Annotated in this window: 29 protein-coding genes, 1 tRNA gene and 2 riboswitches; of the genes, 10 read left to right on the top strand and 20 right to left on the bottom strand. The window is 70.3% G+C overall.

Annotated elements, in window-relative coordinates; all coding sequences use genetic code 11:
• Positions 1-27: 27 nt before the first annotated feature.
• Complete coding sequence (locus DWB77_RS23840) at positions 28-2,733, top strand: transglycosylase domain-containing protein (RefSeq protein ID WP_120723181.1); 2,706 nt, start codon at positions 28-30, stop codon at positions 2,731-2,733.
• Positions 2,734-2,834: 101 nt separating this feature from the next.
• Here the strand turns inward: DWB77_RS23840 and DWB77_RS23835 are convergent, their stop codons facing one another.
• The 3 genes from DWB77_RS23835 to DWB77_RS23825 all read right to left on the bottom strand — a co-directional run bounded on the left by DWB77_RS23835 (position 2,835) and on the right by DWB77_RS23825 (position 4,010).
• A complete protein-coding gene (locus DWB77_RS23835; RefSeq protein WP_120723180.1) occupies positions 2,835-3,155 on the bottom strand; it encodes a DMT family transporter in 321 nt (106 codons plus the stop codon).
• Between the two features lie 30 nt (positions 3,156-3,185).
• Positions 3,186-3,256: riboswitch (guanidine-III (ykkC-III) riboswitch) on the bottom strand.
• A gap of 56 nt (positions 3,257-3,312) precedes the next feature.
• Complete coding sequence (locus DWB77_RS23830; protein WP_114036654.1) at positions 3,313-3,645, bottom strand: GroES family chaperonin; 333 nt, start codon at positions 3,643-3,645, stop codon at positions 3,313-3,315.
• 44 nt (positions 3,646-3,689) lie between these two features.
• On the bottom strand, positions 3,690-4,010 hold the full coding sequence (locus tag DWB77_RS23825) for a DUF3618 domain-containing protein (protein WP_120723179.1): 321 nt from the start codon (positions 4,008-4,010) through the stop codon (positions 3,690-3,692).
• A gap of 134 nt (positions 4,011-4,144) precedes the next feature.
• Here DWB77_RS23825 and bcp point away from each other — a divergent pair, with 134 nt between their 5' ends.
• The 4 genes from bcp to DWB77_RS23805 all read left to right on the top strand — a co-directional run bounded on the left by bcp (position 4,145) and on the right by DWB77_RS23805 (position 6,202).
• Positions 4,145-4,612 carry a thioredoxin-dependent thiol peroxidase gene (bcp, locus tag DWB77_RS23820; protein WP_120723178.1) on the top strand — a complete coding sequence of 156 codons (468 nt, stop codon included), beginning with the start codon at positions 4,145-4,147 and terminating at the stop codon, positions 4,610-4,612.
• A gap of 141 nt (positions 4,613-4,753) precedes the next feature.
• A complete protein-coding gene (locus DWB77_RS23815) occupies positions 4,754-5,413 on the top strand; it encodes an HNH endonuclease signature motif containing protein (RefSeq protein ID WP_120728159.1) in 660 nt (219 codons plus the stop codon).
• Positions 5,410-6,060 carry an HNH endonuclease gene (locus tag DWB77_RS23810; protein ID WP_120723177.1) on the top strand — a complete coding sequence of 217 codons (651 nt, stop codon included), beginning with the start codon at positions 5,410-5,412 and terminating at the stop codon, positions 6,058-6,060. Before DWB77_RS23815 ends, DWB77_RS23810 begins: the two co-directional genes overlap by 4 nt.
• 58 nt (positions 6,061-6,118) lie before the next feature.
• Positions 6,119-6,202, top strand: a tRNA-Leu gene (locus tag DWB77_RS23805).
• Between the two features lie 57 nt (positions 6,203-6,259).
• On the opposite strand, the gene rdgB is transcribed toward DWB77_RS23805, so the two are convergent.
• From rdgB to DWB77_RS23785, 4 genes are all read right to left on the bottom strand, one after another.
• Positions 6,260-6,862 carry an RdgB/HAM1 family non-canonical purine NTP pyrophosphatase gene (gene rdgB / locus DWB77_RS23800; RefSeq protein ID WP_120723176.1) on the bottom strand — a complete coding sequence of 201 codons (603 nt, stop codon included), beginning with the start codon at positions 6,860-6,862 and terminating at the stop codon, positions 6,260-6,262.
• Positions 6,863-6,899: 37 nt separating this feature from the next.
• Complete coding sequence (locus tag DWB77_RS23795; protein WP_120723175.1) at positions 6,900-7,274, bottom strand: hypothetical protein; 375 nt, start codon at positions 7,272-7,274, stop codon at positions 6,900-6,902.
• A gap of 116 nt (positions 7,275-7,390) precedes the next feature.
• Positions 7,391-8,140 carry a ribonuclease PH gene (gene rph / locus DWB77_RS23790; protein ID WP_120723174.1) on the bottom strand — a complete coding sequence of 250 codons (750 nt, stop codon included), beginning with the start codon at positions 8,138-8,140 and terminating at the stop codon, positions 7,391-7,393.
• A gap of 363 nt (positions 8,141-8,503) precedes the next feature.
• Positions 8,504-8,737 carry a glucose PTS transporter subunit EIIB gene (locus DWB77_RS23785; RefSeq protein ID WP_018517946.1) on the bottom strand — a complete coding sequence of 78 codons (234 nt, stop codon included), beginning with the start codon at positions 8,735-8,737 and terminating at the stop codon, positions 8,504-8,506.
• Between the two features lie 232 nt (positions 8,738-8,969).
• On the opposite strand from DWB77_RS23785, the gene DWB77_RS23780 reads away from it, so the two are divergent.
• Together DWB77_RS23780 and DWB77_RS23775 are read left to right on the top strand one after the other, a co-directional pair.
• The gene (locus tag DWB77_RS23780; protein WP_120723173.1) at positions 8,970-10,265 is read left to right on the top strand and encodes a PTS transporter subunit EIIC; all 1,296 of its coding nucleotides are present in this window, start codon (positions 8,970-8,972) and stop codon (positions 10,263-10,265) included.
• A gap of 298 nt (positions 10,266-10,563) precedes the next feature.
• Positions 10,564-11,826 (top strand): PTS transporter subunit EIIC, encoded by a 1,263-nt coding sequence (locus DWB77_RS23775; RefSeq protein WP_120723172.1) that lies wholly within the window; start codon positions 10,564-10,566, stop codon positions 11,824-11,826.
• Between the two features lie 69 nt (positions 11,827-11,895).
• Here DWB77_RS23775 and DWB77_RS23770 read toward each other — a convergent pair whose 3' ends face one another.
• Both DWB77_RS23770 and DWB77_RS23765 read right to left on the bottom strand, forming a co-directional pair.
• Positions 11,896-13,563 carry an IS1182 family transposase gene (locus tag DWB77_RS23770; RefSeq protein WP_120728030.1) on the bottom strand — a complete coding sequence of 556 codons (1,668 nt, stop codon included), beginning with the start codon at positions 13,561-13,563 and terminating at the stop codon, positions 11,896-11,898.
• Between the two features lie 144 nt (positions 13,564-13,707).
• Positions 13,708-14,460, bottom strand: coding sequence for an MBL fold metallo-hydrolase (locus tag DWB77_RS23765; protein WP_120723171.1), 753 nt, complete (start codon positions 14,458-14,460; stop codon positions 13,708-13,710).
• 225 nt (positions 14,461-14,685) lie between these two features.
• Here DWB77_RS23765 and DWB77_RS23760 point away from each other — a divergent pair, with 225 nt between their 5' ends.
• Positions 14,686-15,138, top strand: coding sequence for a type II toxin-antitoxin system PemK/MazF family toxin (locus DWB77_RS23760; protein WP_120723170.1), 453 nt, complete (start codon positions 14,686-14,688; stop codon positions 15,136-15,138).
• Between the two features lie 87 nt (positions 15,139-15,225).
• Here DWB77_RS23760 and DWB77_RS23755 read toward each other — a convergent pair whose 3' ends face one another.
• From DWB77_RS23755 to clpS, 10 genes are all read right to left on the bottom strand, one after another.
• Entirely contained in the window at positions 15,226-16,176 is a 951-nt protein-coding gene (locus DWB77_RS23755; protein WP_120723169.1) for a PLP-dependent cysteine synthase family protein, read from the bottom strand.
• Between the two features lies 1 nt (position 16,177).
• Entirely contained in the window at positions 16,178-16,456 is a 279-nt protein-coding gene (locus tag DWB77_RS23750; protein WP_120723168.1) for a MoaD family protein, read from the bottom strand.
• 112 nt (positions 16,457-16,568) lie between these two features.
• Complete coding sequence (locus tag DWB77_RS39320) at positions 16,569-16,697, bottom strand: putative leader peptide (protein ID WP_261710360.1); 129 nt, start codon at positions 16,695-16,697, stop codon at positions 16,569-16,571.
• Between the two features lie 66 nt (positions 16,698-16,763).
• Positions 16,764-17,558, bottom strand: a complete 795-nt coding sequence (locus DWB77_RS23745; protein WP_120723167.1) for an ABC transporter ATP-binding protein — start codon at positions 17,556-17,558, stop codon at positions 16,764-16,766.
• Positions 17,555-18,598: a FecCD family ABC transporter permease gene (locus DWB77_RS23740; protein ID WP_120723166.1), complete on the bottom strand. Its 1,044-nt coding sequence runs from the start codon at positions 18,596-18,598 to the stop codon at positions 17,555-17,557. Before DWB77_RS23740 ends, DWB77_RS23745 begins: the two co-directional genes overlap by 4 nt.
• A 140-nt stretch (positions 18,599-18,738) precedes the next feature.
• Entirely contained in the window at positions 18,739-19,719 is a 981-nt protein-coding gene (locus tag DWB77_RS23735; RefSeq protein ID WP_120723165.1) for an ABC transporter substrate-binding protein, read from the bottom strand.
• A 38-nt stretch (positions 19,720-19,757) separates the two neighbouring features.
• Positions 19,758-19,883: riboswitch (cobalamin riboswitch) on the bottom strand.
• Between the two features lie 2 nt (positions 19,884-19,885).
• Positions 19,886-20,308: a Mov34/MPN/PAD-1 family protein gene (locus DWB77_RS23730; protein WP_120723164.1), complete on the bottom strand. Its 423-nt coding sequence runs from the start codon at positions 20,306-20,308 to the stop codon at positions 19,886-19,888.
• 85 nt (positions 20,309-20,393) lie between these two features.
• A complete protein-coding gene (locus tag DWB77_RS23725; RefSeq protein WP_120723163.1) occupies positions 20,394-21,857 on the bottom strand; it encodes an amino acid permease in 1,464 nt (487 codons plus the stop codon).
• Between the two features lie 320 nt (positions 21,858-22,177).
• Positions 22,178-22,759 (bottom strand): DUF2017 domain-containing protein, encoded by a 582-nt coding sequence (locus DWB77_RS23720; protein ID WP_120723162.1) that lies wholly within the window; start codon positions 22,757-22,759, stop codon positions 22,178-22,180.
• Positions 22,759-23,064, bottom strand: a complete 306-nt coding sequence (clpS, locus tag DWB77_RS23715) for an ATP-dependent Clp protease adapter ClpS (protein ID WP_053729472.1) — start codon at positions 23,062-23,064, stop codon at positions 22,759-22,761. Before clpS ends, DWB77_RS23720 begins: the two co-directional genes overlap by 1 nt.
• Positions 23,065-23,300: 236 nt before the next feature.
• On the opposite strand from clpS, the gene DWB77_RS23710 reads away from it, so the two are divergent.
• Both DWB77_RS23710 and DWB77_RS23705 read left to right on the top strand, forming a co-directional pair.
• Positions 23,301-24,629: a nicotinate phosphoribosyltransferase gene (locus DWB77_RS23710; protein ID WP_120723161.1), complete on the top strand. Its 1,329-nt coding sequence runs from the start codon at positions 23,301-23,303 to the stop codon at positions 24,627-24,629.
• Between the two features lie 110 nt (positions 24,630-24,739).
• Complete coding sequence (locus tag DWB77_RS23705) at positions 24,740-25,327, top strand: isochorismatase family protein (RefSeq protein WP_120723160.1); 588 nt, start codon at positions 24,740-24,742, stop codon at positions 25,325-25,327.
• 30 nt (positions 25,328-25,357) lie between these two features.
• On the opposite strand, the gene DWB77_RS23700 is transcribed toward DWB77_RS23705, so the two are convergent.
• Positions 25,358-25,657, bottom strand: a complete 300-nt coding sequence (locus tag DWB77_RS23700; RefSeq protein ID WP_120723159.1) for a hypothetical protein — start codon at positions 25,655-25,657, stop codon at positions 25,358-25,360.
• Positions 25,658-25,778 lie beyond the last annotated feature (121 nt).

The following is a 25,778-nucleotide window of genomic DNA, read 5'->3' as shown; positions in this document are numbered from 1 at the left end:
GACCCGAGACGCGACGGCCGGAGAGACATGAGCGACGACGAGCAGCCGGAGCCCCCCGAGCCCAGGCGCGAGCCGCCGCGGACATGGACGCCCCGGGACCGCACGACCGGCTCCGGCGGCGTCGAAGGCCCCGGCCGGTTCGACGGCCCCGGTCGATCCGACGGCCCCGGTCGATCCGAGGGGCCCGGTCGATCCGAGGGGCCCGGTCGACCCGAGGGGCCCGGTCGACCCGAGGGGCCCGGCGAGGTCGGAGGCTCCGGCGAGTTCACGGGCTCCGGCCCCGGCGGGCCCGCAGGCCCGGAGACACCGCCCGGGCAGGGCGCGTCGGCCGGCCAGAAGCGGCCCAAGCGCACCGGATGGCGCCGCTTCGTACCCCGCTGGCGTCTCGTGCTCGGCCTCTTCCTCTTCTGCGCGCTGCTGCTCATCGGCGGATTCATCGCCGGCTACATGCTCGTGTCGATCCCCGCCGCCAACGCCGGGGCGACCGCCCAGTCCAACGTCTTCCTCTACGCCGACGGCACCCAGCTCGCCTCGGACGGCGAGGTCAACCGCGAGAACATCCAGCTCGCCCAGGTCCCGCTCACCGTGCAGCACGCCGTACTGGCCGCCGAGGACCGCGACTTCTACTCCGAGCGCGCCGTCGACCCCAAGGCGATGGTCCGCGCCGCCTGGAACACCCTCACCGGCAAGGGCACCCAGGGCGGCTCCACCATCACCCAGCAGTACGTCAAGAACTACTACCTCGGCCAGGAACAGACCATCACCCGCAAGGTGAAGGAGTTCTTCATCGCGATCAAGCTCAATCGCGAGGAGAGCAAGGACGACATCCTCGCCGGGTACCTCAACACCAGTTACTTCGGCCGCAACGCCTACGGCATCCAGGCCGCCTCGCAGGCGTACTACGGCAAGAACGTCGAGAAGCTCACCACCGGCGAAGGCGCCTACCTCGCCTCCCTGCTCAACTCCCCCAGCGCGTACGACGTCATCGCCCACCCCCAGAACAAGCCGCGTGCGCTGGCGCGTTGGAACTACGTCCTGGACGGCATGGTCAAGAAGAAGTGGCTCGGCGCCCCCGAACGGGCCGCCACCACCTTCCCCGTACCCGCGAAGGCCAAGGCCCGGGCCGGCCTCGCGGGCCAGCGCGGCTACCTGGTCGAAGCCGTCAAGGACTACCTCACCAGCAACAAGATCATCGACGAGAACACCCTGGCCACCGGCGGCTACCGCATCACCACCACCATCCAGAAGGACAAGCAGGACGCCTTCGTCAAGGCCGTCGACGACAAGGTCAACTCCAAGCTGAGCAGCGTCCGCAAGGCCGACCGCAACGTACGCGTCGGCGGCGCCTCCATCGACCCGGCCACCGGCAAGGTCCTCGCGATGTACGGCGGCATCGACTACACCAAGCAGTACGTCAACAACGCCACCCGGCGCGACTTCCAAGTGGGCTCCACCTTCAAGCCGTTCGTCTTCACCTCAGCCGTCGTCAACGACTCCAAGACGCAGGACGGCCGCCCCATCACCCCCAACACGGTCTACGACGGCACCAACAAGCGCACCGTGCAGGGGTGGAAGGGCGGCTCGTACAGCCCCGCCAACGAGGACGACGCCTCCTACGGACAGATCACCGTGCGCACCGCCACCGACAAGTCCGTCAACGCCGTGTACGCGCAGATGGCCGTCGACGTCGGGCCCAGCAAGGTCAAGCAGACCGCGATCGACCTCGGCATCCCCGCCGACACCCCCGACCTGACCGCGTCCCCCTCGATCGCCCTGGGCCCGTCCACCGCGAGCGTCCTGGACATGACACAGGCGTACGCCACCCTCGCGGGCCACGGCCGGCACGGCACCTACACGATGGTCGAATCCGTCAGCAAGGACGGCGAGAAGACCGAACTGCCCGCCCAGGACGCCGAACAGACCGTCAGCCGCGAGGCCGCCGACACCACGACGTCCATGCTGCAAAGCGTCGTCGACGGCGGCACGGGCACCGCCGCACAGGCCTCCGGGCGGCCCGCCGCCGGCAAGACCGGAACCGCCGAACAGGACAAGGCCGCCTGGTTCGCGGGCTACACCCCGGACCTGGCCACCGTGGTCGCCGTGATGGGCGCCGACCCCGACACCGCCGTGCAGCAACCCCTGTACGGGGCGCTCGGCCTGCCCCGCATGAACGGCGGCGGCCCGCCCGCGCAGATCTGGGCCCAGTACACCAAGGGCGCCCTCCAGGGCAGCGAGGCCAAGGACTTCGACCTGGAGCTCCAGGAAGGCGCCACCACCCCCGTCGAACCGCCCACCCCCAACCCGTTCCAGTCCCCGACACCCGGCCGCGACCAGGGACAGACCCAGGGCCAGGACCAGGGCCGCACCCAAGGACAGGACCAGGGCCAGACCGGCGGCCGCAACCAGGGCCAGAGTCAGGGCCAGAACCAGGGCCGCACCCAAGGACAGGACCAGGGCCAGACCGGCGGCCGCAACCAAGGGCAGACCCAAGGTCAGGACCAGGGCCAGACCCAAGGCGGCGCCGACAACGGAGGCACCGTCAACGGCGGCCAGAACCAAGGCCCCACCCAAGGCCAGACCCAAGGTCAGACACAGGGCCGGGACCAGGGACAGACCCAAGGCCAGACCCAGGGCGGCACCGACAACGGAGGCGCCAACGCCGGCACGATCGAGGGACCGGGCGGCACCCCCAACGGCCTCGCCGACCGCCCCCGCGGCTGGCGAAGCCACTAGCGCCCACACGCCCTCACTTCACGGCGTAGCCACCAGCGCCGAACACGCCCTCCCCGCACAACGCCGCCCCGGCCCCTTGACACGGGCCGGAACCCAACGCCTCAATGCCCGCTCGTCGCCTTCAACCCCACGACGGCGACGAGCAGCAGGCACACGAAGAAGATCCGGGCGGCGGTGGCCGGCTCACCGAGCACCACCATGCCCAGCACCGCCGCGCCGGCCGCGCCGATCCCCACCCACACGCCGTACGCGGTACCGATCGGCAGCGTCTTCGCGGCCTGCGAGAGCAGCACCATGGAAGCGACGATCCCCAACCCGGTGAGCACACTGGGCAGCGGGCGCGAAAACCCGTCGGTGTACTTCATCCCGATCGACCAGCCCACTTCGAGCAGACCGGCGACGACAAGCAGAACCCAGGCCATGAGGACCTCCGAGACGCGGAACGGAACACGGGTGCGTCGTCTTGTCCTGACCCGGTACGACGCGTCTCGTCGGGGTCCCTCCACCGTAACAAAGGGCATGCGAAAGGGCCGGTGACAACGGTCACCAGCCCTCGCGTACGCTCAGTCGGCCAGAGATCTACAGATACAGCCCGGTCGCGTCCACCGACACCCGCTCGGACGCCACGGCGTGCAGGTCCCGCTCCCGCATCAGGACGTACGCCACGCCCCGCACCTCGACCTCCGCCCGGTCCTCGGGGTCGTACAGGACCCGGTCGCCCGGCTCCACGGTGCGCACGTTCTGGCCCACCGCGACCACCTCCGCCCAGGCGAGGCGTTTGCCGACGGCGGCGGTCGCCGGAATGAGGATGCCGCCGCCCGAGCGCCGCTCGCCCTCGGGCGTGTCTGACCGGACCAGCACACGGTCGTGCAGCATCCGGATGGGCAGCTTGTCGTGGGTGTTCTCGCTCACGGGGTCGAACCTACCCGCACCCGCGACCGCCGTACGCCGAAGGGTCAGGCCCGACGCTTCCTCGCCGACAGCGCGAGCAGCCCCACCAGGCCGACCGCGACGAGCGCGACCGGCAGGATCCGCTCCACCCGGGGCGCCCCCTCCTCGGACACGAACTGCGCCTTCACATCGCTCACCGCGCGGTTCACCGCGACGTACGCGCGCCCGGCCGTGTGGTCCACGGCCGAGGCGAACCTGGCCTTCGCGTCGCCGACGATCGTGGACGGGTGCAGCCGCACCCCGATCTCGTCGAGGGTCACCGCGAGCTGGTCCCGCCGGCTCCTGATGTCCGCCTCGATCTGCGCAGGGGTCCTGGCATCCGACACTGCGCCGCCTCCGGTGGTCGTATGGGGTCATCCGTCATCCACAGTCTGTCAGTTCCGCCGCTCATGCACTGTCACAGGCCCCCATTAGGCTCTGTCGGTGTACGCCACCCCCTCGGCCACTTGGAGAAAACCCCATGAGCGAGCGACTTCAGCCCGGCGACACCGCCCCCGCCTTCACCCTGCCCGACGCCGACGGCAACGAGGTCTCGCTCGACGCGTACCGGGGCCGCAAGGTCATCGTGTACTTCTACCCCGCCGCCCTCACCCCCGGCTGCACCAAGCAGGCCTGCGACTTCACGGACAACCTGGAGCTGCTGGCGGCCGCCGGGTACGACGTCGTCGGCGTCTCCCCCGACAAGCCGGAGAAGCTCGCGAAGTTCCGCGAGCAGGAGTCCCTGAAGGTCACGCTGGTGGGCGACCCCTCCAAGGAGGTCCTGGAGGCGTACGGGGCGTACGGCGAGAAGAAGCTGTACGGCAAGACGGTGACGGGGGTCATCCGCTCGACGGTGGTCGTGGACGAGGCGGGGAAGGTGGAGCGGGCCCTGTACAACGTCAAGGCGACGGGCCATGTAGCCAAGATCATCAAGGACCTGGGCATCTGACCCCGCCCCCGTCCCCTTTTCGGAACGACCCTGCCCGCCCGCAAGCGGCCCGGGTCGTTCCGCATTTCGGGGGTGACCGTCCGGAATGCGGTTCGTTACTCCGTACGGGGCTGCGAACGTGTGGCCGGGACGGAGGGGAACGTGGGCACGAGCGCGTACACCCGGGAGAGGCTGGCCGACGCGGCCGCCTCCTCCCGCACCTTGTCGGAGGCGCTGACCAGGCTGGGCGTGGACCCGAGGAGTGGGTCACGGAGGTACATACGCGAACGGATGCGGAAGCTGGGCATAGACACCGCGCACTTCGAACGCGAGGGTGCCCGCTGGACACGGGAGGTTCTTGAGCCGGTGGTCGCGGCTTCGGCGAGCGTGTGTGAGGTGCTGCGCCGACTGGGGCTCGAAGTGGTCGGCGGTCATCACACGAACATCAGCAGGCGCATCAAGGCGTACGGCATAGACACAGCTCATTTCGGGCCCCCGGCGCGCACCGAGAAGATGCGGAACAACCGTCGTCGCCGGACCCCCGAAGACATCCTGCGGGTGGACCTCTCCGCGCACGCTCGACGGACGCCCAGCACCCGCCTCAAGCGGGCACTCCTGGAGCTCGGCATCACGGAGTGCTGTGCGTTGTGCGGCATCGGGGCCGTCTGGCAGGGGCACGCGCTACCGCTCGAGGTGGACCACATCGACGGCAACTGGCGCGACAACCGCGCGGAAAATCTCCGGCTGCTCTGCCCCAACTGCCACTCCACTACGGACACTTACCGTGGTCGCGGCAAGGGCAGGCAGGTGAACGCACCTTGAGCGCGCCATCGGGATACACGCGCGAGCGGCTTGCCGAAGCAGCCCGATCTTGCGGAGACATCGACGAGGTCATCGCCTTCTTCGGCACCAAACCCTATGGGTACCTCGCCCGCTACCTGAGGCGGCGCTTCGAGCACTTCGGCATCGACATCTCGCATTTCAGACCGAGCGGCAGGCTGCCTCGGCCCGCGGAAGGGGAACTGCGGCAGGCAGTGCGCGACTCGACCACCATCGCCGCCACCCTCCGACGGCTGGGTCGCCCGGACAACACGCGGCAACGAGCTCTGCTGCGGCAGTGGATCACCGAGGAGCAGGTGGACACCTCGCACTTCCTGGGACAGGCCCACCAGCGCGGCAAGCCCGGCCCAGCCCTTGTGAAGGCCGCCGAAGACGTCCTCGTGAAACACGACCGGGGTCGGCGCAGCCAGGCGGCGGCCCTCCGTCGGGCGCTGCGCGCCATAGGTGTGCCGGAGGTGTGCGCGGGCTGCGGCACGGGACCCGAGTGGCTGGGCAGGCCCATGACGCTGGAGGTCGACCACATCAACGGTGACTGGAGCGACGACCGGGCTGAGAATCTCCGGCTCCTCTGTCCCAACTGCCACGCGATCACCAGCACCTGGTGCCGAGGAGGACGCCGCAGCGCCTGATCCGACACCGGCCCCATCCACCGACCGGCGCCTCCCCCGGTACCATGGCTGGCGTCTGGCGGCGGTGGTGCAATGGCGACACAGCAGACTTAGGATCTGTGGCCCGTGAAACGGCTTGAGGGTTCGAATCCCTTCCGCCGCACAGCGAACGGCCTGCGCATTGAGGGATCGATGCGCAGGCCGTTTCGTTTCCAGGGACTCACCCCACCAGTTCCCGCACCACCGGCACCAGCGCTCGAAACGCCTGCCCGCGGTGGCTGATCGCGTTCTTCTCGTCTGCCGTCAGCTCCGCGCACGTGCGGGTCTCGCCGTTCGGCTGGAGGATCGGGTCGTAGCCGAAGCCGCCCGTGCCGGCGGGGGCGTGGCGCAGGGTGCCCAGGAGGCGGCCTTCGACGACGCGTTCCGTGCCGTCGGGCAGGGCGAGGGCGGCGGCGCAGGCGAAGTGGGCGGCGCGGTGTTCGTCGGCGATGTCGGCGAGTTGGGCCAGCAAAAGGTTCAGGTTGGCCTGGTCGTCGCCGTGGGTGCCGGACCAGCGTGCGGAGAAGATGCCGGGGGCGCCGCCCAGGACGTCGACGCAGAGGCCGGAGTCGTCGGCGACGGCGGGCAGGCCGGTGGCCTGGGCGAGGGCGTGTGCTTTGAGGAGGGCGTTCTCGGCGAAGGTGACGCCGGTTTCCTTGACGTCGGGGATCTCGGGGTAGGCGTCGGCGCCCACGAGTTCGTGGGGGAGGCCGGCCGCGGCGAGGATGGCGTGGAGTTCGGTGACTTTGCCGGCGTTGCGGGTGGCGAGGATCAGGCGGGTCATGCCCCCCAGTATCGGGGGGTGGGCGCGGGCCGGTGTCTCAGGGCGTGCAGACCTTGCCGACTTCCTTGGCCGCGTCGGTGACGCCGCTGATGTCGGGGGTGTTGTCGCCGTTCTTGATGGCGGTGCGGACGTTGTCGACGGCCTTGTCGAGGTCGCCGACGGCTTTGGAGAGGTCGGCGTTGTCGGTCTTGTTCTTGAGGGACGACAGTTCTTTGTCGATGTCGTCGAGGGCCTGGTCGGCCTGGGCCGGGTTGTCGGTGGCGTTGTTCACGGCCTTGCCGAGGTTGCTGACGCTGCTGCCGATGGCGTCCGCGGTGTTGACGCAGTCGATGGCCTTGTCGATGGCTCCGCAGCCCGCGGTGACGGTGACGGCCAGGGCCGCGGTGGCGAGGGCGAGCATGGTTCGGCGCATCGGTCGGGTCCTCCCCCGGGTGTTCCGGAACGGGTTCCGGAAGGACGGACGGGCGCACGGTTGGCCCGTACGCCCGTACTCGTGGTGACGCGGGGAGGTTCCCCCTGGTTGCCTCTTTATGGTGCGGGCTGCTCGCCGGAGACCGCGGCCAGGGCGCGGAGTTGGAGGGCGGCGAGGTCGGCGCAGCCTCCGGTGGCGAGGTCGAGGAGGGCGTTCAGTTCCTTGCGGTCGAAGGGCTCGGCCTCGGCGGTGCCCTGGACCTCGACGAAGCGGCCGTCGCCGGTGCAGACGACGTTCATGTCGGTGTCGGCGCGGACGTCTTCCTCGTAGCAGAGGTCGAGGAGGGGGGCGCCGTCGACGATGCCGACGGAGACGGCGGAGACGGTGCCGGTGAGGGGCTTGCGGCCGTGCTTGACGAGCTTCTTGCCCTGGGCCCAGGTGATGGCGTCGGCGAGGGCGACGTAGGCGCCGGTGATGGCGGCGGTGCGGGTGCCGCCGTCGGCCTGGAGGACGTCGCAGTCCAGGACGATGGTGTTCTCGCCGAGTGCCTTGTAGTCGATGACGGCGCGCAGGGACCGGCCGATGAGGCGGGAGATCTCGTGGGTGCGGCCGCCGATCTTGCCGCGGACGGATTCGCGGTCGCCGCGGGTGTTGGTGGAGCGGGGCAGCATCGAGTATTCGGCGGTGACCCAGCCTTCGCCGCTGCCCTTGCGCCAGCGGGGGACGCCTTCGGTGACGGAGGCGGTGCAGAAGACTTTGGTGTCGCCGAAGGAGATGAGGACGGAGCCCTCGGCGTGCTTGCTCCATCCGCGTTCGATGGTGACCGGGCGGAGCTGTTCGGGGGTGCGGCCGTCGATTCGAGACATGCCCTTGAGCCTAGGCGATGGGGTGGGGGCGGGTTCCCCCGTCTCCGGGTATACGAGGGCTCCCGGTGGGCGGCGGCTCCGCGTACGGGCCGGGGCCGGGTGCGGAGCCGGGGCCGGGTACGGGGGGGCCGGGTGCGGGGCCGGGTGCGGGGCCCGGGTTCCAGACTCCCTGCGTGCCGGAGGGTCTCGGCTGGCGGGCTCCCGGTATGCGGGCGAGCTCGCGGCGGGCAGGCGCGGGCTCCCGCCGTGCGGGCGGGCTCCCCGCGTACGGAGCTTCCCGGCGCCCCCGACTCCGGACGCGCGGCCCGGGTACGCGAAAGGCCGGCCCCGGGGGGCCGGCCTCGGCGGTGTGGGTTCAGCGACTCACATCATGTCTTCGATGTCCGCGGCGATGGGGTCCGCGTCGGTGCCGATGACGACCTGGATGGCGGTGCCCATCTTGACGACGCCGTGGGCGCCGGCGGCCTTGAGGGCGGCTTCGTCGACCTTGCTCGGGTCGATCACTTCGGTGCGCAGGCGCGTGATGCAGCCTTCGACTTCCTCGATGTTCTCGATACCGCCGAGGCCGGCGACGATCTTCTCAGCCTTGCTGGCCATGTGTCTCTCCTGGTTCTTGAAGAACGCTGTGTCGGCCCACGGTAGGTCCGCTTTGTCACGGTAACCCACGTTTGGCCCAGCTATGCGCGCGGGCGCAAGGTGCCTGGCCAAGGATGGCGAGCACCGGAGCCGTGTCGTGCCAGGGGCCCGCTCCGGACGATACCGCAACTGGTCTACACCAGTGTGCAACGACCGCCCGAACCGGCTTGTTCCGCAGGCCTGGAGGTTGCCGATGAGTGCCAGCAGCGCGGCCGCAGTGCCCCAGCCCAAGTGGTGGAACGGGCTGTTCCAGGGCTTGCAGAAGATGGGCCGCAGCCTCCAGCTGCCGATCGCCGTGCTGCCTGCGGCGGGCATCCTCAACCGGCTCGGCCAGGACGACGTGTTCGGCAAGACCGGGCTCGGCTGGGACGACGTCGCCAAAGTGTTCAAGGGCGCGGGCGGCGCGCTGCTCGATGGTTCACTGGGGCTGCCCCTGCTGTTCTGTGTGGGCGTCGCGATCGGCATGGCGAAGAAGTCGGACGGCTCGACCGCGCTGGCGGCGGTGGCGGGTTTCCTCGTCTACTACGGGGTGCTCCTTCAGTTCCCCAAGGACTGCGCCGCGGGGGCGAAGTTCCTGGCCGGCGCCTGTATCGCCAAGGACGGCTCGGCGGTGCTCGCCACGTACCAGAATCCGGGGGTGTTCGGCGGCATCGTGATGGGGCTGCTGACCGCGTACTTCTGGCAGCGGTTCCACCGCACGAAGCTCGTGGACTGGCTGGGCTTCTTCAACGGGCGCCGGCTGGTGCCGATCATCATGGCCGGGATCGCGATCGTGTTCTCCGTGCTGTGCCTGTGGGTGTGGCCGCCGGTCGGTGACGCGCTGACCAGCTTCAGCAAATGGCTCGTGGATCTCGGTGCGGGCGGGTCCGGCATCTTCGGTGTGGCCAACCGTGCGCTCCTCGTGATCGGTCTGCACCAGTTCCTGAACACCTTCATCTGGTTCCAGTTCGGCGACTTCACCAAGGCGGACGGGACGATCGTGCACGGCGACATCCCGAGGTTCCTCGCGGGTGACCCGACGGCCGGTCAGTTCCAGACCGGTTTCTTCCCGATCATGATGTTCGCGCTGCCGGCCGCCGCCCTGGCGATCGCGCACTGCGCGCGGCCGCACCGCCGCAAGGAGGTCGGCGGCATGATGCTGTCCGTGGGCCTGACCTCGTTCGTCACGGGTATCACCGAGCCGATCGAGTACTCCTTCGTCTTCATCGCGCCCCTGCTGTACGTGATCCACGCGTTGCTCACGGGCGTTTCGATGGCGGTGAGCTGGGGGCTCGGCATCAAGGACGGCTTCAGTTTCTCGGCGGGCCTGATCGACTACGTCATCAACTGGAACCTCGCGACGAAACCCTGGCTGATCATTCCGGTGGGGCTGTGTTTCGCCGTCGTGTATTACGTGGTGTTCCGTTTCGCGATCACCAAGTTCAACCTGCCGACTCCGGGGCGGGAGCCGGAGGAGGACGAGTTGGAGAAGGAGAACGTCAAGGCGTAGTCGGCGCGGGTGTTTTGGAGGCCCTCGGACCCTGTGGTCCGGGGGCCTTCGGCATGTCCCGAAGGCCTTGCGCGGACAACGAATTGGTCACGGCGGCGGTCCGTGTCGCGGTGATTGCCGGATATGGCTCAGACCACAAAAAACGAAGGTTCCTTATCTATCCCTCACCGTGCTACAACTGGTCTACACCACTCATTGGTGTAGACCACGCGGGCTTGACCGCGTTCCCCTGAGACGCCGCCGTCCCCCCGTAGTTTCCCATGTCCCCGGGCGGCGCCTTGCCTACTGGAGGATGTTGATGAGTACGGCCACCGCTGCGGCGGCGCCCGCGAAGAAGCGGGGATCCGGCCTGTTCCAGGGTCTGCAAAAGGTCGGCCGCAGCTTGCAGCTGCCGATCGCGGTGCTGCCGGCGGCGGGCATTCTGCTCCGCCTCGGCCAGGACGACGTGTTCGGCAAGGACGGCCTCCAGTGGGGCACGGTCGCCAAGGTCTTCGCGACCGCCGGTGACGCGGTCTTCAGCAACATGCCGCTGCTGTTCTGCATCGGTGTCGCGATCGGCTTCGCGAAGAAGGCCGACGGCTCCACCGCTCTGGCGGCCCTGGTCGGCTTCCTGGTCTACAAGAACGTGCTGACCGCGTTCCCGGTGACCGACGCCGTCGTCAACACGACCGCCAACAAGGGCGTGGACGTCGCGGCGACGTACAACGACCCGAAGGTCCTCGGCGGCATCATCATGGGCCTGATATCGGCCGTGGTGTGGCAGCGCTACCACCGCACCAAGCTGGTGGACTGGCTCGGCTTCTTCAACGGCCGCCGCCTCGTCCCGATCCTGATGGCCTTCATCGGCACCGCCATGGGTGTGCTGTTCGGCCTGATCTGGGGCCCCATCGGCGACGCCATCACCTCGTTCGGCGAGTGGATGACCGGTCTGGGCGCCGTCGGCGCCGGCATCTTCGGCGTGGTCAACCGCGCCCTGCTGCCGGTCGGTATGCACCAGTTCGTGAACACGGTCGCCTGGCAGGAGATCGGCACCTACACCGACTCCTCCGGCGCCACCTGGCACGGTGACGTCCAGCGCTTCATGCACGGCGACCCGACGGCCGGCCAGTTCATGACGGGCTTCTTCCCGATCATGATGTTCGCGCTGCCCGCCGTGGCCCTCGCCATCACGCACTGCGCCCGTCCCGAGCGCCGCAAGGTCGTCGGCGGCATGATGATGTCCCTCGCGCTGACCTCGTTCGTCACCGGCATCACCGAGCCGATCGAGTTCGCGTTCATGTTCATCGCGCCGGTCCTCTACGTGATCCACGCGGTCCTGACCGCCGTCTCGATGGCCGTCACCTGGGCGCTCGGCGTGCACCACGGCTTCACCTTCTCGGCCGGTGCGATCGACTACGTGCTCAACTGGAAGTTCGCCACCGACCCCTGGATGATCATCCCGATCGGTCTGGTCTTCGCGGCGATCTACTACGTGGTCTTCCGCTTCGCGATCACCAAGTTCAACATCCCCACCCCGGGCCGTGAGCCCGAGGAGGAGATCGAGGACCTGACGAAGGCGTAAGCCTCGCCGCAGCCAGACGAAGGCCCCCGGAACCCAACGGGACGCTGTTGGTTAATTCGGGGGTTGGTCCTACTTCGCCCCGCCGAGCATGAGCTCGGCGGGGCGAAGTGCTGCGAAGTAGCTGGTGCGGGTGCGGGCCCGGGGTGTGTCGGTGAGGTGGGCGTCGATGCGGGCGAGGTTGATCGCGGCGCCGGTGAGCTGGTGCTGGAGGCTGGTTTTCGCGAGGCCGCGGTAGCGGGATCTGCGCAGGCCGCAGCGCTGGACGGCCTGGGAGATGGTGCCCTCGACTCCGGCGCGGGTCTTGTAGCGGTCCTTCCAGGTGTCGGTGTCCTGCTCGGCGCGGGCCTGGCGGAGCGCTTGGTGTTCTTCGCGGGGCCGCAGGGTCAGGCGGCGGCCGGCGCTGGAGGTGGTGCACTGCTCACGGACCGGGCAGGGACGGCACTGGCCGCCGTTGAAACGGACCCGGATCACGGGGGTGCCTTCGGGCGAGCGGTCGGGATTCCAGCGGGTGGTGGTCTCCCCGCCGGGGCAGGTGACCTGCTCGTGGTCCCAGTCGATGGTGAAGTCGTCGCCGGTGAAGCCGCTGTTCGCGGTGGTCTGGTGGCTGACGACGCCAGCGACCGGCCCGGTGAGCGTGATGCCGTACTCGCGGCGGGCCTGCACGAGCAGATGTGCGTCGACGTATCCGGCGTCGACCAGATGCTCGCCGGGCAGGCGCCCGTCCTGGGCGAACTGGGCGTGCACGATATCGGTCATCGAGATGTCGGGAACCGTCGCCACGGTGGTGGCCACGTTCGTGATCAGGTTCGGGATGTCCGGCTCGCAGGTCTCGGTGAGGTGGACCTTGTATCCGTCCCACATGGTGTCGCGTTTGACGCTGCCGCGTGCTTCGGTGTCATAGGGCGTGACCAGGCGTGTCGCGCCCGGCGGCCGGTCTTTTGGGTCCCGCCGCCTCACCTCGCCCTCCACCTGCTGGAAGTGCTGGACCCAGACCTGGCGCAGGGTTTCCACCTGCTCCAGCGCGCGCGGTTCTCCGGGTGCCCCGGGTGAGAAGACGGCTTCGAGCAGTCGTGTCCCGTCCCGCCCGATTCGCAGGCCCAGCTCGTCTCGTTTGGCGCGGGACTTGGGGAAACGGGAGTCCTCGGCCCTGGTGGCGTAGTGCTTGAACCAGTCCGGTTCCGCCACGGTCAGCAGCCAGTCGGGGGCGGCCTGGGCAATCTCGTTGAGCGCCGCCCGCAGGGTCTCGGCGACCTGCTCCAGCCAGCACAGCTGACGGGCCGCGGACTGCACATGGGTGGAGTCGGTCCGTGCCCGGCCGGCGGTCTTCAGCAGCCCGCTTTCCCCGGCCGCGGCCAGGATGCTATCCAGTACCCGCCGCCCGGCCTCCGCTTTCACCAGGCGGTCCCGGAACTCCGACAGTACCGAGAAGTCGAACCCAGGATCGCTCAGTTCCAGCGCGAGCGCGTACTTGAAGTCGATCCGCGCCCTCACCGCCTCCGCTGCCTGCCGGTCGGTGAGTCCCTCCACGAACTGCAACACCAGCACGAGCGCCAACCGGCCTGGTGACCAGGCGGGCTTCCCCCGCGCAGGGAACAGATCCGCGAACTCCTCGTCACGAAACAGCGGCCCCAGCTCGTCCCGGACCCGGATCGCCAAACTCCCCTTCGGGAACGCGGCCCACGCCACCCGCACCGTTTCTGCCGGAATCTCCCCCGACTCCATCGGCTGCATCGACATCGACATCCACCCCACACAACAACGTCGGCCTTCAAGACCACAACCGGGTCTTGAAGGCCGACGTCACGCGAACCCCCGAATTAACCAACAGTGTCCCCAACGGTTCCGGGGGCCTTCGCGCGTGCCAGGAGAGGTGGCGCGAGGTCAGAGCTCGTACACCGCGCCCGGCGCGGCCAGTTCCGTGGGGCCGGAGTAGACCGCGCGGGCGTCCGCCAGGTTGGCCTCGGCGTCCGTCCACGGCGGGATGTGGGTGAGGACCAGACGGCCCGCTCCGGCGCGCGCCGCGTGTTCGCCGGCCTCGCGGCCGTTGAGGTGCAGCGCCGGGATGTCTTCCTTGCCGTGGGTGAAGGACGCCTCGCACAGGAACAGGTCGGCGCCCGCGGCGAGTTCGTCCAGGGCGGCGCAGGGCCCGGTGTCCCCGGAGTACGTGAGGGCGCGACCGGCGTGCTCGACGCGGATGGCGTACGCCTCGACGGGGTGGCACACCCGTTCCGTACGCACCGAGAAGGGGCCGATGTCGAAGGCGCCCGGCTTCAGGGTGTGGAAGTCGAAGACCTCGCTCATCGAGGACGCGGAGGGCGTGTCCGCGTAGGCGGTGGTGAGGCGCTGCTCGGCGCCCTCCGGCGCGTACACCGGCATGGGGGCGCAGCGGCCGCCCTCGTGGCGGTAGTAGCGGGCGACGAAGTAGCCGCACATGTCGATGCAGTGGTCGGCGTGGAGGTGGGACAGGAAGATCGCGTCGAGGTCGTACAGGCCGATGTGGCGTTGCAGCTCACCGAGGGCTCCGTTGCCCATGTCGAGGAGCAGCCGGAAGCCGTCTGCTTCGACGAGGTAGCTGGAACAGGCCGATTCCGCGGAGGGGAACGACCCGGAGCAGCCGACGACGGTGAGCTTCATGGAGCGTGAACCTCCGGAAAGCGAGCGGGGCCAGGCGAAGCCTGTCGTTGAGGGGGGCGGGCGGGGGCCGCGGGAGGGCTGCGGTGGGTCGAGCGTAAGGCGCGTCAAGGCCCCTCGCTCCTTTGGAGCGGGCCGTTGTGGGGGAACTCACCTGCGCTGTCACCGGTTCGGATGGTGTTGGCATGGAGCGCGCGCGGGGGGTGGTGCGCCGGTACCGTCTGGGATATGGACACGTCGTGGTGGCCGGCGCTGGGGGCCGTGGTGGCGCTCGCGCTGGTCGCGGCCCTCATGGACGGGCGCGGGCGTGCGCGGCGCGGGCCGGGTGGGCGAACGCGCCCGCCGGCCGGTCCCGGGCGTGCTCCCGGCCGGGTGCCGAGGGCCGGGGAGATCTGGTGGGCGCTGGTGCCCTACGAGGATGTTCCTGGCGGCAAGGACCGTCCGTGTCTGGTGCTGCGGGTGCGGGGGGACACGGTGAAGGTCGCGAAGATCACCAGCAAGTACCACGACGAGCGGGCCGGGGTGATTCCGCTGCCGCCGGGCACGGTGGCCGACGCGCACGGGCGGCCCAGCTTCCTGGAGACCGACGAGCTGCGCGAGGTCGGTGTGTGGGCGTTCCGCCGGCGGGTGGGCGTGGTGGATCCGACGCTGTGGGACCAGGTCCGCCATCTGGCGGGGTGAGCGGGCCCGGTTCACCTGGCGGGTGAGCGGGCCCGGTCCCCTTCGCCGTGCTGTCGTGCGGGCCGGGTCAGGGGGCCGGGCGGTGGTTCAGGCCCACAGTTGGCCGTGCAGGGTCTCGATGGCGGCCTCGGTGGTGGGGGCGGTGTAGACGCCGGTCGAGAGGTACTTCCAGCCGCCGTCGGCGACGACGAAGACGATGTCGGCGGGGGTGCCCGCCTTGACGGCCTTCTTTCCGACGCCGATGGCCGCGTGCAGCGCGGCGCCGGTGGAGACGCCCGCGAAGATGCCCTCCTGCTGGAGCAGCTCGCGGGTGCGGGTCACCGCGTCGGCCGAGCCCACCGAGAAGCGGGTGGTGAGCACCGAGGCGTCGTACAGCTCGGGCACGAAGCCCTCGTCGAGGTTGCGCAGCCCGTAGACGAGGTCGTCGTAGCGGGGTTCGGCGGCGACGATCTGGATGCCGGGGACGTTCTCGCGCAGATAGCGTCCGACGCCCATCAGCGTTCCGGTGGTGCCGAGGCCCGCGACGAAGTGGGTGACGGAGGGCAGGTCGGCGAGGATCTCGGGGCCGGTGGTGGCGTAGTGGGCGCCGGCGTTGTCCGGGTTTCCGTACTGGTAGAGCATCACCCAGGAGGGGTTGCGCTCGGCCAGTTCCTTGGCGACCCGCACCGCCGTGTTGGAGCCGCCGGCCGCCGGGGACGGCACGATCTCGGCGCCCCACATCGTGAGCAGGTCGCGGCGCTCCTGGGAGGTGTTCTCCGGCATCACGCACACGATGCGGTAGCCCTTGAGCTTGGCCGCCATCGCGAGGGAGATGCCGGTGTTGCCGCTGGTGGGCTCCAAGATGGTGCAGCCGGGTGTCAACCGGCCGTCCTTCTCGGCCTGTTCGACCATGTGGAGGGCCGGCCGGTCCTTGATGGAGCCGGTCGGGTTGCGGTCCTCCAGCTTGGCCCAGATCCGTACGTCGTCCGAGGGGGACAGGCGTGGGAGGCGGACCAGGGGGGTGTTGCCGACCGCGGCGAGCGGGGAGTCGTAGCGCATGTCAGACGGATCCGCCTGCGACCGCGGGCAGGATCGTGACGTTGTCGCCGTCGGAGAGCTTGGTGTCGATGCCGTCGAGGAAGCGGACGTCCTCGTCGTTGAGGTACACGTTCACGAAGCGGCGCAGGTTGTCGCCGTCCACGATGCGCTCGCGGATGCCGGTGTGGCGGGCGTCGAGGTCGTTCAGCAGGTCGGCGAGGGTGGCTCCGCTGCCCTCGACGGCCTTGGCGCCGTCGGTGTAGGTGCGGAGGATGGTCGGGATGCGGACCTCGATGGCCATGGCGTGGGCTCCTGATCGAAAGGGAGAGGCAGGTGGGCGCGGCTCGGGCTCGGGTCCGCGCGCCGCACGCCCAACGGCGTGCGGTGGTGCGTTGGTGCGGGGGTGCGCGGCGTCAGAGGGCGGCGGCGCGGGCCGTACAGATCGCGCTGGCGAGGCGGCACAGGTCGACGTGCAGCCGCGCCACGAGCAGCAGGGCGGGGCCGCTGCTCGGCGTCTTGTCGCTCACGTCGTTCGAAACCATGGGGTCATCGTATAGATTCCCGGTCCGCTTCCAGGAATGTGATCTCGAATCCTGGACTGATCTTGCTCAGGATGTGGTCACCGCCCGGGTCGGCGGCAGGTAGACGACGGTGGGTGCGCCGGTGGCGGGGTGGATGCCCACCTCGGCGTCCACCCCGTAGACGGAGCCGAGGAGCTCCTTGGTGAGGACGTCGGCGGGCGGTCCTTCGGCGACGATCCGCCCGCCGGCGAGGACGCAGATGCGGTCGCAGAAGTACGCGGCGAGGTTGAGGTCGTGCAGGGCGAGCAGGTTGGCCGTCCCCAACTCCCGTACCAGGGACAGGACTTCGAGCTGGTAGCGGATGTCGAGGTGGTTGGTGGGCTCGTCCAGGACGACGACGTCCGGCTGCTGCACCAGGGCCCGGGCGACCAGGGCGCGCCGGCGTTCGCCGCCGGACAGCGACGGGAAGGGGCGGGCCGCGAGGTCGGCGATGCCGACGCGGGCGAGCGCCTCGCGTACGAGGGTGGCGTCGGCGGCGGTGTCGGCCTCCCAGAAGCGGTGGTGCGGGGAGCGGCCCATGGCGACGACCTCGGTGACGCTCAGCTCGATGGCCGCGGCGTCGGTGTCCTGGGGGACGGTGGCGATGCGGCGGGCGCGGGCCCTGACCGGCATGGCGTGCAGGTCGGCGCCGTCGAGCAGGACGCGGCCGGTGGTGGGGCGCAGGGTGGCGTAGACGCAGCGCAGCAGGGTGGTCTTGCCGCTGCCGTTGGGGCCGACCAGGCCGACGGTCTCGCCGGCGGCGACGCTCAGGGTGATGTCGTGGAGCAGTTCGCGGCCTTGGGGCGTGGTGTACGAGAGCGACTGGGTGCGCAGGGTCGTCATGCGGGGCCGCCTTCCGCGCGGGCGCCTCGGCCGCGCAGCATCCAGAGGAAGAAGGGCCCGCCGGTGAGCGCGGTGAGCACGCCGACGGGGATGTCCTGGGGGGCGGCGACGGTGCGGGCCGCGAGGTCGGCGAGGACGAGGAAGGCGGCGCCGCCGAGCGCCGCGACGGGCAGCAGGGTGCGGTGGGCGGCGCCGACCACCATGCGGGCGGCGTGCGGCACCATCAGGCCGACGAAGCCGATCGCCCCGCTGTAGGCGACGAGGACGCCGGTGAGCAGGGAGGCGAGGACGAAGACGGCGGCGCGGAAGCGGCCGGTGTCCAGGCCGAGCACGGTGGCGCCCTCCTCGCCGACGAGCAGCAGGTCCAGCGGGCGGGCCAGGGTGATCAGGACGAGGGTGCCGAGGGTGAGGGCGGCGGCGGGCAGGGCGAGCATGTCCCAGCGGGCGCCACCGAGGCCGCCGAGCGTCCAGTGCAGGACTTCCTGTACGTGTTCGGCGCGGGCGGAGGTGACCAGGATCAGGCTGGTGAGCGCGGACAGGACGTAGGAGACGGCGACTCCGGCGAGGACCAGGCGGCCGCCCGTCAGGGACCCGGCGCGCCGGGCCAGGGCGTACACGAGGACCAGCGCGGTGAGCGCTCCCGCGAAGGCGGCGGCGGGCAGGGCGACGGTGGTGGCCGCCCCCGCGCCGACCCCGAGGACGATGACGGCGACGGCTCCCGCGGAGGCTCCGCTGGAGACGCCGAGCAGGAAGGGGTCGGCCAGCGGGTTGCGCACGAGGGCCTGGAGGACGGTGCCGATGACGGCGAGCCCGGCCCCGGTGACGGCGCCGAGCACGACGCGGGGCAGCCGTACGTCGAGCACGATGGCCCGGTACGGGCCGGGTTCGGCGGCGCCGGTGACGATGTCCAGCACCTGGCCGGCGGGGATCCGCACCGAGCCGAGCGCGAGCCCGGCGAGGGCTGCCGCCAGCAGGACGAGGACGAGGCCGCCGAGCAGCGCGGGGTAGCGCAGACGGGAGCCCGGCCGGGTCCCGGTCACCGGCCCTGGCGCGCCAGGCTGTCGGGGCCCGCTCGCTGGCTCTGCCCCGCCCGGGCGTCGGAGCCCGGTCACCGGCCCTGCCGCGCCCGGCTGCCGGGCCTCGCTCGCTGGCGCTGCCCCGCCCGGGCGCCGGGTCCCGGTCACCGGCCCTGGCCCGTCCGCAGTTGCGAGGCGAGTTTCGCCACCGCGTCCGGTGCTCGGACGCCGGTCACCATGTCGGACAGCGGCAGCACGGCGAAGCTGTTGTTCTTGATGGCGGGGACGGAGGCGAGGGCGGGGTCGTCGCGCAGGCGCTTCTTCTTGGCGTCCACGCCGGTGCCGCCGTAGTCCAGGATCAGGATGGTCTCGGGGGCGCGGGCGACGACGTTCTCCCAACTGGCGTCGCCGAAGGACTTCTCCTTGAGGTCGTCCGCGAAGACGTTGCGACCGCCCGCGCGCGTCACGATGTCGTTGCCGATGCCCTTGCCGCCCACCGTGAACGCGGTCTTGTCGCCGCTGTCGTAGACGAACACGGGGCGCGGTGCGGCGCCCTCGCGCGCCGCCCGGGTGCGGGCGTTGGTCGCCTCGGCGGACCGTATCCAGGCCTCCGCGCGGTCGGGTACGCCGAAGGTGCGGCCCACCTCGCGGACCTCCTGGTACACGTCGTCCATGGTCGTCGCCGCGCCCTTGGGGCAGTTCTCCACGTTGAGGCGGGAGGTGATGCCGCTCTTGGCGAGGGTTTCGCGCGCGCGGCCCTCGTTGGCGGCGAACGCCGAGGCGTAACCGCCGTACACATGGTCGGGGTTGGCCGACAGGAGCTTCTCGTAGGAGGGGTAGGCGTCCGCGAGGACCGGCACCGAGCGGTAGTCCGCCGCGTACTTCGGGGCGATCCTGTCGTCCAAGTAGGCGGTGCCGACGAGGGACTTGGCGAGGCCCAGCTCCAGCATGACCTCCGTGGCGTGCTGGTTCATCGTGACGACCCGCTCGGGGGGCGCGGTGTAGGTGGTGGTCACCCCGCAGTTGGTGACCGTGTAGGGGAAGCCGGGCGCGGGGGCGCCCTTGGCCTCGGGCTGCGCCGGGGTGGTGCACGCGGCGAGCGGGAACAGCAGGGCGGCGGCGAGTGCCGCGCGGCGCCAGGGCATGGCTGAGCTCCTCCGAGGGGATTTCCACGTCCCCTGTCGTCGGGAGAAGGCGGCAGGTCAGTTCCTGGCTTCCGGCGCCGGGGCTCGTCCTCGGGGCCGGTCACAGTGGCGGGACCGTGCCGGATTCACACCGGCTTCCTGGGTCCTGCCGCCCACAACGTCATGATCAGTATGCCTCGACGACCTGGACGTCTTCCTCCGTGATCACGCCGTCCACGATGCGGTACGAGCGGAACTGGAACTCCCCCGCGCCGTCCGTGTCCGCCGTCGACACCAGGACGTAGTGCGCGCCCGGCTCGTTCGCGTACGTCACGTCGGTGCGCGAGGGGTAGGCCTCGGTGGCCGTGTGGGAGTGGTAGACGATCACCGGCTCCTCGTCGCGGTCGTCCATCTCGCGGTACAGCTTCAGCAGGTCCTGCGAGTCGAACTCGTAGAACGTGGGCGAGCGGGCCGCGTTCAGCATGGGGACGAAGCGCTCGGCGCGGCCGGTGCCCGCGGGGCCGGCGACCACACCGCACGCCTCGTCGGGGTGGTCGGCGCGGGCGTGCGCGACGAGCTGGTCGTACAGGGCCTGGGTGAGGGTCAGCATGTCGGCAAGGATAAGCATGCGGGCCGCCGCGTATCGAGTGTCGATACGAGACGGCCCGCATGGTGAGAACTTGCAGGTCAGCGCGCTAGCTGCGCTTCGCGAACGCCTTGTTCTCGGGGTTCTTGGCCTTGAGGACCAGGTAGGAGACGCCCAGGATCAGGGCCCACAGTGGCGCGCAGTACAGCGAGACGCGGGAGTCCTTGTCGATGCCCATCATCACGATGACCATGCCGATGAAGAGCAGCGCGAACCAGCTGGTCCACGGGGCGCCGGGGGCGCGGAAGGTGGACTGCGGGAGTTCGCCGCGGTCGGCCTTGGCGCGGTAGCGGATCTGGCAGACCAGGATCATGATCCAGGCCCACATGCCGGAGATGGTGGCGAAGGAGACGACGTAGTCGAACGCCTTGCCCGGCGCGACGTAGTTGATCCAGACGCCGACCAGCATGAGGGCGGCCGAGACCGTGGTGCCCACCAGCGGGGTGCCGCTCTTGGTCAGCTTGGTGAAGACCTTCGGGCCCTGGCCGTTGAGCGCGAGGTCGCGCAGCATGCGGCCGGTGGAGTACATGCCCGAGTTGCAGGAGGACAGCGCGGCGGTCAGCACGACGAAGTTGACGATGCCCGCGCCGATGCCGAGGCCCATCTTCTGGAAGGCCGCGACGAAGGGGCTCACGCCCGGCTGGAACTCGTGCCACGGGACGACCGAGAGGATCATGATCAGGGCGCCGATGTAGAAGACGGCGATGCGCCACGGCACGGTGTTGATGGCCTTGGGCAGGGTCTTCTCGGGGTCCTTGGACTCGCCCGCGGTCACACCGACCAGCTCGACGGCGAGGAAGGCGAACATGACGATCTGGAGCGTCATCAGCGTGCCGCCGATGCCCTTGGGGAAGAACCCGCCGTCGTTCCAGAGGTTGGCGACGGTGGCGGTGTCCGCGGCGTCCGAGAAGCCGACGGTCAGGATGCCGGCGCAGATCAGGATCATGCCGACGATGGCGGTCACCTTGACCATGGAGAACCAGAACTCCAGCTCACCGAAGAGCTTCACGGAGATGAGGTTCACGGCGTACAGGATGAGCGTGAAGATCAGCGCGTAGGCCCATTGCGGGATGCTGCCGTGGGTCCAGAAGGACATGTACTGGGCGGCCGCGGTGACTTCGGTGATGCCGGTGACGACCCAGAAGAGCCAGTACGTCCAGCCGGTCACGAAGCCCCAAAACGGGCCGACGAACTCGCGGGCGTACTCCGAGAAGGAGCCCGACACCGGGCGGTACATGAGCAGCTCGCCGAGCGCCCGCATGATGAAGAAGATCACCAGGCCCGCGATGGCGTAAGCCAGGATGAGGCTGGGGCCGGCCTTGGAGATGGCCTTGCCCGCGCCGAGGAAGAGGCCGGTGCCGATGGCACCGCCGATCGCGATCATCTGGATCTGCCGGGCCCCGAGGCCCCGCTGGTATCCCTCGCCCGAGCCTTCGCCCGGAGCCTGGGCGGTCGCCGCGGCCTCATTGCCGGCAGGACGCTCGTCGTGCTGGTCGACCTGCGCTGAGGTCATGGTGGTGCGCCTTTCTCCATGCTGACCCGTCCGCCTCGGTCACGAAGCGACGGATCAGGTCCTGATCCCCCCGGATGTGGATGGAGTGCCACCGGCGGTCTGCCGGTCGAAGCGCCCCCGGGAACATGGGTGGCGTACCCCGGGTGGTCGTGAAGATTTATCACGGCCTTACGGGTGATCCCCAGCGGGGTCTGTGGCAGGGACCACAGGAAGAAGCGGACAAAGGTCCTTCAACATGACAAAGCAGGTCGATGTGGTGACACGATCGTTATACGGATTTGAGCGTTCGCTGAGCGAACGGCCCCGAGACGGTCGATCGCTCAGGACATGAGCGTGTCGATGAGTGTTTCCTGGAGCACACCGAGCCACAGATAGGCCATCACCATCGGCTTGCGCGGGTCGTCGTCCGGCAGCCGGTAGAGCTCGCCGCTCTCGTCCTCGTCGGTGATGTCGAGGCGGGTGGCGATGGTCAGACGCAGGTCGTTGAGCGCGCCCAGCCAGTGCCGCGAGTCGTCGGCGGCCAGCTTCAGGACGGCTCCGCCGTCGCCCCGCGGACTCAGCGCGTCGAGGCCGTGCACGACCGCGAGGGCGTCGTCGCGCTTGCGCGCGCGCAGGTCGTTCTCGGTGAAGCGCCTGAACTCGGCCGATTTGGCGCGCAGTTCATCACTTTCCTCGCTCGCGTACGCCTCGGGGAAGAGGCGGGCGAGTGCCGGGTCGGCGGGCGGCTCGCTCGGTCCCTCGGCGAACAGGGCGGCCAGCGGGTCCTCGTCCTCGGCCGGCGCCCGGCCCGGCCCGATGAGTTCGAGGAGCTGGACGGCGAGCGAGCGCAGGATGGCGATCTCGACCTCGTCGAGCGCGACGGCCGCGCCGCCGCCGGGCAGCGGCTCGAAGTGGCCGGCCATCAGCCGCGGTCCTGCGTCAGCGTCGCCCACAGGCCGTAGCCGTGCATCGCCTGCACATCGCGTTCCATCTCTTCGCGGCTGCCGCTGGAGACCACGGCCCGTCCCTTGTGGTGCACGTCGAGCATCAGCTTGTGGGCCTTGTCCTTCGAGTAGCCGAAGTAGGACTGGAAGACGTACTGCACGTAACTCATCAAATTGACCGGGTCGTTGTGCACGAGCGTCACCCAGGGCACATCGGGTTCGGCGACGGGCCGGCTCGACTCCGCCGACTCGGGGCGTTCGATCTCTACGGGGGCGACACTCACGGCTCTGGGCGACCTGTCTTTCACTGCCGGGGGTCCGGGGGGTGGCCCCCGGGAATCACAGCCACGGCCTCCATGCTGCCACCCGCGGCGGGTCATCGCACAAACGGGCCCCTAGAAATCGTCAAAGTGACGAGTATTCGGGGTAGCATCCCCCACAGGCCCCCGCTCCCGGGGCCGGTGCCCCGATCCCCGGCCGGCGTGCGCCCGGCCCGGACGAAAGTGCGAGGTAGCTCGCTGTGAATGCTGCGGACCTTGGGCTGCCGGTGGACGTGCCGTCGACCGCGCTCTTCACCGACCAGTACGAGTTCACGATGGTCCAGGCCGCCCTCAAGGCCGGCACGGCCGGGCGGCGCTCGGTCTTCGAGGCCTTCACCCGCCGCCTGCCCGAGGGCCGCCGCTACGGCGTGGTCGGCGGCATCGGGCGCGTCCTGGACGCGGTCGAGAACTTCCGCTTCGACGCGGGCGTGCTCGGGTTCCTGCACGACCACTCCATCGTGGACGAGCCGACCCTGCGCTGGCTCTCCTCCTACCGCTTCAGCGGCGACATCTGGGGCTACCCCGAGGGCGAGGTCTACTTCCCGGGCTCGCCGATCCTGCGCGTCGAGGGGTCCTTCGCCGAGTGCGTGCTCCTGGAGACCGTGATCCTCTCGATCCTCAACCACGACTCCGCGATCGCGGCCGCCGCCTCCCGGATGTCGACGGCGGCCGGCGGGCGCCCGCTGATCGAGATGGGCGCGCGCCGCACGCACGAGCTGTCCGCGGTCGCCTCCTCGCGCGCCGCCTACGTCGGCGGCTTCAGCTCCACCTCGGACCTGGCGGCCGGCTTCCGCTACGGCATCCCCACCGTCGGCACCAGCGCGCACGCCTTCACCCTGCTCCACGACAGCGAGCGGGACGCCTTCCGGGCCCAGGTCGACTCGCTGGGCCGCGGCACGACCCTGCTGGTCGACACGTACGACGTGGCCGAGGCGGTGCGCACCGCCGTGGAGATCGCCGGGCCCGAGCTCGGCGCGGTCCGCATCGACTCCGGCGACCTGCTCCTGGTGGCCCACCGGGTGCGCCAGCAGCTGGACGACCTCGGCGCGACCGCCACCAAGATCGTGGTCACCTCCGACCTCGACGAGTACGCCATCGCCTCGCTGGCCGCGGCCCCGGTGGACGCCTACGGGGTGGGCACCCAGCTCGTCACGGGTTCCGGGCACCCGACCTGCTCCATGGTCTACAAGCTGGTCGCCCGCGCGCAGTCCGCCGACCCGAAGGCGCCCCTGATCTCGGTCGCCAAGAAGTCGCTGGGCGCGAAGTCCTCGGTGGGCGGCCGCAAGTGGGCCGCGCGCCGCTCGGACGCGTACGGCATCGCCGAGGCCGAGGTCATCGGCACCGGCGCGGTGCCGGCCGAGCTCGTCGAGCGCCAGCTTTTGGTGGAGCTGGTCAAGGGCGGCACGGTGGTGGCCCGCGAGCCGCTGGACGCCGCCCGCGCGCGGCACATCGACGCGCTGGCCGCGCTGCCGATGTCCGCGGGCCAGCTCTCGCGCGGCGAGCCGGTCATCCCGACCGAGTACGTCTGAGGCCGGCGGTGGGATTTCCGCCCCCGTTTGCCCCCTGCCGTGCGCCGGACGAAGTCTCTACGCTCAAGGAACAGCCCGGTCCCGGGCCCGTAGACCGAAGGACAGCCGACATGCACCGCGCCTTGATCGTCGTGGACGTCCAGAACGACTTCTGTGAGGGCGGCTCCCTCGCGGTCGCGGGCGGTGCGGACGTCGCCGCCGCGATCACCGACCTCGTGGGCCAGGCGGCCGGGTCCGCCTACCGCCATGTGGTGGCCACCCGCGACCACCACATCGACCCCGGTACGCACTTCTCGGCCACGCCCGACTTCGAGCACTCCTGGCCGCCGCACTGCGTGGCCGGCACCGAGGGCGTGGGCTTCCACCCCAACTTCGCTCCCGCGGTGGCCTGCGGGGCCGTCGACGCCGTCTTCGACAAGGGCGCCCACGCGGCCGCGTACAGCGGCTTCGAGGGGTTCGACGAGAACGGGGTCGCGCTGGCGGAGTGGCTGCGGGCGCGGCAGGTGGCCGAGGTCGACGTGGTGGGCATCGCCACCGACCACTGTGTGCGGGCCACCGCCCTGGACGCGGTGCGGGCCGGTTTCGTCACCACCGTCCTGCTCGACCTCACGGCCGGGGTCGCCGAGCGCACCACCTCGCTGGCGCTTGAGGAGATGCGGACGGCGGGCGTCGGCCTGTCGGGCAAGCCCGTGGTCTAGCCGGGGCCGCGCGCCACGGGCGGGGCGCCGCTAGCGCAGCAGCGCCCGTATCGGGTGCCAGAGCTCCTCGGTGGTCTCCGGGGCCGTGCGCCACAGCAGGCCGTCGGGGTGGTGCAGGACGGCGGTGATCTCGTCCAGCGTCGGCGGCTCGGTCTGGCCGCGCAGATAGACCGCGCGCAACCCGAGGTTGCGGAGCCTGGTCAGGGCTCGGGCGCGGTTGACGGCGTGCACCAGGACGCGCACGTCACTGCCGGGCGCGGCCGGGTTCGGCAGCGTGAGGGCGACGACCACGCTGCCGCCTGGCAACTTGCAATAACCTCCGCCGGGCATGCCGGACCACTCCCCCTGCAAGACGCTGTGTCGGGCCCCGCGACCGGTGCCGCGCCGACCCCACTGTCAATAAGGACTCGTAGGACGCACCTAAACACGATCGGCCGCCGCCCGCTAGAGG

The sequence above is a fragment of the Streptomyces hundungensis genome (assembly GCF_003627815.1).
GTDB lineage: Bacteria > Actinomycetota > Actinomycetes > Streptomycetales > Streptomycetaceae > Streptomyces > Streptomyces hundungensis_A.
The sequence above is the reverse complement of the archived record's forward strand: the minus strand, read 5'-3'. Positions and strand labels throughout refer to the sequence as shown.